The organism is Rhodococcus sp. ENV425, from assembly GCF_002887785.1.
GTDB lineage: Bacteria > Actinomycetota > Actinomycetes > Mycobacteriales > Mycobacteriaceae > Rhodococcus > Rhodococcus aetherivorans.
In genome coordinates this window covers 52,051-58,676 of sequence record NZ_PCZU01000214.1, presented here as the reverse complement: position 1 = coordinate 58,676, position 6,626 = coordinate 52,051, and the positions used below count along the sequence as shown (strand labels likewise).

Annotated in this window: 4 protein-coding genes and 1 pseudogene; all 5 read right to left on the bottom strand. The window is 67.2% G+C overall.

From position 1 onward, the window contains the following. On the bottom strand, positions 1-849 hold an 849-nt coding region (locus tag CQZ88_RS18485; protein WP_258008659.1), incomplete at its 3' end, for a TauD/TfdA family dioxygenase. A gap of 64 nt (positions 850-913) precedes the next feature. Then, complete coding sequence (locus CQZ88_RS18480; RefSeq protein WP_065923373.1) at positions 914-1,888, bottom strand: quinone oxidoreductase; 975 nt, start codon at positions 1,886-1,888, stop codon at positions 914-916. A gap of 479 nt (positions 1,889-2,367) precedes the next feature. Further along, on the bottom strand, positions 2,368-5,154 hold the full coding sequence (locus tag CQZ88_RS18475; RefSeq protein ID WP_102800140.1) for a cation-transporting P-type ATPase: 2,787 nt from the start codon (positions 5,152-5,154) through the stop codon (positions 2,368-2,370). 28 nt (positions 5,155-5,182) lie between these two features. After that, complete coding sequence (gene ppk2 / locus CQZ88_RS18470) at positions 5,183-6,094, bottom strand: polyphosphate kinase 2 (protein ID WP_102800139.1); 912 nt, start codon at positions 6,092-6,094, stop codon at positions 5,183-5,185. Between the two features lie 336 nt (positions 6,095-6,430). Continuing rightward, positions 6,431-6,626, bottom strand: a pseudogene (locus tag CQZ88_RS31300) (putative sulfate exporter family transporter); the annotation flags it as partial.

Below are 6,626 nucleotides of genomic sequence, written 5' to 3'. Positions count from 1 at the left end.
GGGCCAATAGTCCTGCACCGCATAGTGTTGGGTGGAACGGTTGTCCCAGATGGCGATGCTGTTCTTCGTCCACCGCCAGCGCACCTGGTACTCGGGGATCGCGGCCTGGCTGATCAGGTACTGCAGCAGATTGCCGGCGCCGGGGGCGTAGTCGATCCCGAACCGGACATTGTCGGGGGTGTGGTAGTTGACCAGGTGCGTGGCAAAGGCGTTGACGAACAGGATCTTCTCGCCGGTCTCGGGGTGGGTGCGCACCACCGGGTGCTCCGCGTCCGGGTACCGCGCATGCAGCTGATGGCGCTGTTCCATCGGCAGGGCGGCACCGAAGCTCGCCTCGATGCTGTGCCGGGCCCGCAGTCCGGCGACCTGTTCCTTCACCGGCGCGGGCAGCCGCCGGTACGCCTCGGCCATGTTCACCCAGACGGTATCGCCACCGACCGGCGGCGTCTCCACGCACCGCAGCACGCACCCCATGGGCGGGTTCTGCCGCCATGTGGCGTCGCAGTGGTAGGCGTTCTCGTAGTGCTCGGGCGGGCTGTCGACGTCCTTGTAGATCCGCACCAGGCCAGGGTTGTCGGGGTCGCTGCCGACCATCGGGTGATCCTCGAGCGGACCGAACCGTTCGGCCAGCGCCACATGCTCGGCGCGAGTGATGTCCTGGTCGCGGAAGAAGAGCACCTTGTGTTCGAGCAGGAGCGCGTGCAGCTGCTCGAACAGCGCATGGTCACGCGAAACCTCCCCGAGGTCGACGTCGAACAGCTCGGCGCCGATGGTGCAGGTGAGCGGTTCGACGCGGAACTCCCGCGTGGTGGCCGTGGTCGTCTCCGACAGCCGGGTGGTGGTAGTCATGACAGATCCTTCGTGGGTGGTGGGATGGCGGTGGCGTCCGGAGCAACATCCCGCCCGGCCGGGGTCAGAGGGTGAAGACCGACGAGCCGATGCTGCGACCGGCTTCGAGATCGTGGTGGGCGCGGACCGCGTCTTCGAGTGCATACCGCTGGTTGATCTCGATCGCGATCTTCCCGGTGGCGACGTGGGAGAACAGCTCTCCGGCGAGTTCGGCGCGCTCGGCCGGGTCGGCGATGTAGTCCGCGAGCGCCGGACGGGTCACGAACAACGATCCCTTGACCGCGAGCTGCATTGCGTCGATCGGGGGAATGGGCCCGGAGGCGGTACCGAAGCAGACCAGCAGACCGCGGCGCGCCAGCGAATCGAGGGAGGTCGGGTACGTCGTCTTGCCGATGCTGTCGTACACCACGGGAACGCCGGCGCCGTCCGTCAGTTCCCGCACTCGCTTCGCGACGTCCTCCTGCGTGTAGATCACGACGTGATCGCACCCGTGGGCGCGCGCTGTCTCGGCCTTCTCCTCGCTCGAGACCGTCCCGATCACGTTGATTCCCAACAACTTCGCCCACTGAGTGAAGATCAGGCCCACGCCTCCCGCCGCCGCGTGCAGCAGCACGGTGTCCCCGGCCTTCAGCGGGTGGATGCGGCGCAGCAGATAGGCGGTGGTCAAGCCGCGCATGGTCATCGCCGCGGCGGTGTCGAACCCGATGGCATCGGGCAAGGGGATCAGGTGTTCGGCGGGCATCACGCGCTCGGTGCTGTAGGCGCCGAGCGGGCTGCCGGTGTAGGTCACCCGATCGCCTTCCCGCACGTGCGCCACGTCCGGTCCGACGGCCTCGACCACGCCGGCGGCTTCGACACCCATGCCGGCCGGCAGGGGGGCGGGGTACAGGCCGGTGCGGAAGTACGTGTCGGCGAAGTTGAGACCCACGGCCTCATGCCGGATCCGGACCTCGCCCGGGCCGGGGTCTCCGACCTCGACGGCTTCCCACCGCATGACCTCGGGGCCACCGGTTTCGTAGAAGCGGACGGCTTTTGCCACAGTCTTCTCCTTGTCGCGCCTGCCGGCCCGTTCCACCGGGCAGGCTCGGCGTCTTGATGTTTCTCGGGATGTAATTGCTTCCCGCTGTACGGGATCCGGGCTGTCGAGGGCACGTTGCCGTGCTCGACTGCGGTCGGTGTTCCGGCGGGAGGAGGTGGGCGATGTCGCGGCCGTGGCCGACGTTCCCTCTCCCCAACCGGCTCTGTGTGATGGACCTAACAGTAGTGGAGTGCATGCCCGAATGCTTATCCCTGAGGGACGTAATTCTGTTCATTTGGGGACATGCCCTGTGCACTGGGGAAGGCTCCCGGTCCGGGCGGCTCACCACATCCGGCCTCATCGATCGGATCAGGTCGACGTGGGCCGCGAATCCGGTGAGGAATCAGCGCGTCCCGGGCCGGTTCCAGGGGACGGCGCAGCAGGCCGACAGCCCCACCGGTGTCGACTACCGAACCGGCTCGTGCCCGCCGGAGTCGACGTCAGTGCGTACCGGCTCGTTGCGGGCCGACCGCGGCCTCGGGCGGAAGCAGTGCCGGCGGTCCCGATCGACGGCGGCGCAGCGCCTTCTCCGCTTCGACGACGATCGGGACGATCAGTGCCCAGCCGAGGCAGGCGAGCCACTGGCCTCCGGTCAGCGACGTGGTCATCAGAAGTTCTTGGAGGAAGCCGATTTCGACGGCGAATACGGTGACCACGACGGGAATCGACAGGATCTTCAGCGCCCCGAGTATCGGGGCCTCCAGGCCGGATTCCGGATCGCGGCGCATGACGAGTCCGGCGAGAACGGATCCGAACGACAGCACCACGAATGCTGTCGTCATGGGGACGTTCGCTTCGGTGGTGCTCATCTCGCCCGGGGCGAGGAGCATCGCGGCGAGGGTAACGGCGAACTGCAGGATGCCGTAGGCCAGCCACTGCGTGAACGCCCTCCGGTTGGCGATGGGCAGCTTCGGATCGCGGGGCGCTTTGTTCATCAGGTCGGGCGCCGGCGGGTCGAGCATGATGACGGCGACCGGGAACAGAGGGATGAAGAAGTGCTGGAACAGCACCATCAGCGGGGTGAGTGCGACGCCGTCGTTGATGTCGAAGATGCTCGCGACGAGGAACAGCAGAACCAGTGAGAACAGTTTCGACATCTGGTAGCGGATGTAGGAGACGATCTTGTCGTAGATGTTGCGGCCAAGGCGGATCGCGCTGATCAGGGTCCCGAAGTTGTCGTCGGTGAGGACCATCTTGCCGGCCTGTTTGGTGACTTCGCTGCCCGATCCCATGGCGACACCGATGTCGGCCTTCTTCAGCGCGGCGGCGTCGTTGACGGCGTCGCCGGTCATCGCCACGACCGCGCCGGTCTTCTGCATGACGTCGGCGAGGCGGAGTTTGTCCTGCGGGGTGACGCGACCGAACACGTGCAGGTCGGGCAGGGCAGCCGACAGTTCCTCGTCGGTCATGGCCTGCAGTTCGGTGCCACCGATCGCGCCCGGTCCGAGGCCGAGTTCGGCGGCGATGGCGGATGCGGTGATCGCGTGGTCTCCGGTGATCATTCGGACTTCGATGCCGGCCTCGTGGGCGGTGCGCACGGCATCGATTGCCTCCGGCCGGAGTGGGTCGATGATGCCGACCATACCGACGAACGTGAGGTCCTCGACGAACGACATGGGGTCGGCTTGCACAGCCTGCTCCTGCCCGTCGAGCACGCGTGCTGCGAACGCCAGGACGCGCAGGCCCTTCTCGGACATGGCCTGGTTCGCCGCGATCAGTTCCTGCCGGACGTCGCCGATCGGTACCGCCTGCCGGCCGGGACGGAAGGCGTTCGTGCACCGCGCGAGAACGACGTCCGGTCCGCCCTTGACCAGTTCCACGAATCGGGTGGTGCCGTCGACCGGTAGATGGTGGAACGTCGCCATGAACTTGTACGCGGAGTCGAACGGCACGGCGGCGACGCGGGGATACGTCCGCCGGGTCTGGGGAGCGTCGACGCCGACCTTCGCTGCGAGCACCACCAGGGCGGCCTCGGTGGGATCGCCGACCACCTGTCCGGAGTCGGAGACGGTGGCGTCGCTGTCGAGGCACAGCCCGTAGGCGAGCAGGGTGAAGTCGGGGGCCGACTCGCCCGCGACGTGGGTGACGCGCCCCGACTTGCTGTATCCCTCACCGTCGACGCTGTACCAGCGGCAATGGAAGTACAGTGATCGCACGGTCATCTGGTTCATGGTCAGCGTGCCGGTCTTGTCGGAGTTGATCGCGCTGGTGGCGCCGAGGGTCTCGACGTCGGTGAGGTTCTTCACGACGGCCTTCGCCTCGGCCAGCTGGCGGGCGCCGTAGGCGAGCATGGCCTGGACGAACGTCGGCAGGCCGGTCGGGATCGCGGAGACGCCCATGGAGATGCCCAGCAGCAAGACCGTGGTCACGCTCTGTCCGCGGATCACTCCGAGGACGACGATGAGGGCGACCGCGGTCCACGCGATGATGCCGAGCACCTTGGTGAGCGAATTCAGTTCGCGTTGCAGCGGCGACTTGCTCGGCGTGACGGCCGAGAGCATCGAGGCGATGCGGCCCATCTGGGTGTGCATGCCGGTTTCGGTGACCACCATGGTGGCGGTGCCGCGCGTGACCGAGGTGTTCTGGAAGACCATGTTGCTGCGATCGCCGAGGGGGACGTCGGCGGCGCCGAGGGTCTGGGGATCCTTCGGGACGGGGGCGCTTTCGCCCGTCAGTGCCGCCTCCTGCGTCTCGAGGGTGGCCGAGGTGAGCAGTCGGCCGTCCGCGGGGACGATGTCGCCCGCCTCGAGCTGCACGACATCGCCCGGCACCAGGTCGGTGGCGGCGAGCTGAACCAGTGTCCCGTCACGGGTCACCCGCGCCTGCGGGGTCTGCATCTTCGCCAGTGCGTCGACGCTGGCGCGGGCCTTCAACTCCTGCCGGGTGCCCAGGACCACGTTGAGTCCGACGAGTACGGCAACGACGATCGCCGTGGGGATCTCCCCGATGACGACGCTGACGACCGCCACCGCGACCAGCATCAGGTTCATCAGGTCCTTCAGCTGGAGCAGCGCGAGCGCCCGTGCCGACGGTGCGGGTTCGGAGACGATGCTGTTGGACCCGTAGCGTCGTCGACGCTCGCCCGCCTCGTCGCTCGTCAGTCCGGTCTGCGTGTCGGTGGCCAGTGCGGACACCACGACGTCGGCCCTCTGGGCGTGCCACGTCGTGTGCGTTTGCCCCGTAGCGGGGATGTCCGACCGTTTCGGCGTGCGTTCTGTCGAGGCCATGGCTGACAGGTCCTTCCCGGCGCGGATGTCAGTAGGGAGTGGGGATCCAGTGCAGCGGTGGTGTCGTCACCCGGTAACCGTCGGGCTTCTGCCGCGCCGGGAGGGTGATGTCGTGAACTTCCAGGGGCTCGTAGGGGATCTTGCTCAGCAGATGGCTGATGATGTTGAGCCGTCCGCGCTTCTTGTCGTCGTTGTCGGCGACGTACCACGGTGCCCAGCCGGTGTCGGTGAACCGGAACATCTCGTCCCGCGCCCGTGAGTAGTCGTACCACCGGCTGTACGACTGCAGATCGAGGTCCGACAGCTTCCAGATCTTGCGCGGATCGTCGATCCGGCTCTGCAAACGTGCGGTCTGTTGCTCCTCGCTCACCTCGAGCCAGTACTTCAGCAGGATTACACCCGACTCCACGATTGCGCGTTCGACCGCCGGAACGAGCTGGAGGAAGTGGCCCGCCTCCTCCTCGGTGCAAAAGCCCATCACCCGTTCGACGCCGGCGCGGTTGTACCAGCTGCGGTCGAAGATCACGACCTCTCCACCGGCGGGCAGATGCGGCAGATACCGCTGCACATACATCTGCGTCTTCTCCCGCTCGGTCGGTGCGGGCAACGCGACCACGCGGAACACCCGCGGGCTCACCCGCTCGGTGATCGCCTTGATGACCCCACCCTTCCCGGCGGTGTCACGCCCCTCGAACACGATGCAGATCTTCGCGCCCGACGCTTTCACCCATTCCTGCACCGCGACGAGTTCGGCGTGCAGCGGTCTGAGCAGGCGCCGGTACTCCTTGTTCTTCATCGGTGGGGTGAACTCGACGGTCGGCGCGTGCAATTCGCCGGTATCGGCACGAGGCTGCGGCCCGTGCTTCGCGTCCCTGTGCGCCGTGCCCTTCTTCTTCTTCTTCTTCTTCTTCGATTTCGAGGGTGCGGATTTCGATCCCACAGCTGTATCTCCTGCCACCAGGAATCCGATGCGGTCAAACCCGGGACCGGCCCGGGGCCTTTCCGGTCCGACGTCGAGTTCTCGAGTCCTGCACCGGAGGTGCGGACGATGCGGATGAATCGAGGGGGAATCGCCGGACGTCGCGCTCGCGTGTTCCGTCGATGGCGTGCATGGGTGGGATTCTCCTCCCCACCCCGCCCGATTGGCCGCGTTTCGCGGCAGGACGGTCGGCGCTGTGCCGATTTCGAGGAGCTGTGCCGATTTCGCGGAGCGGCGGGGTGCCCCCTGCCCTCGTTCCTGCGACCCTGCTCGGTGCCGGTCACCGGACGGGTTCGCTCATCCGAACAGCAGGATTCCCGTGAGTGCGAGGGCCGAGACCCATGCCGTGGATGCGGCGGCGAGGGCGAAGGGCCGCCAGCCCACGCCTCGGAGGACGTCGATGCGTACGCCGGTCCCGAGCGCGAACATGGCGGCGGTGAGCAGCGCGGTCTGCGCAAGTCGAGCCGACCCGAGGACCTGATCAGGGAGCAGA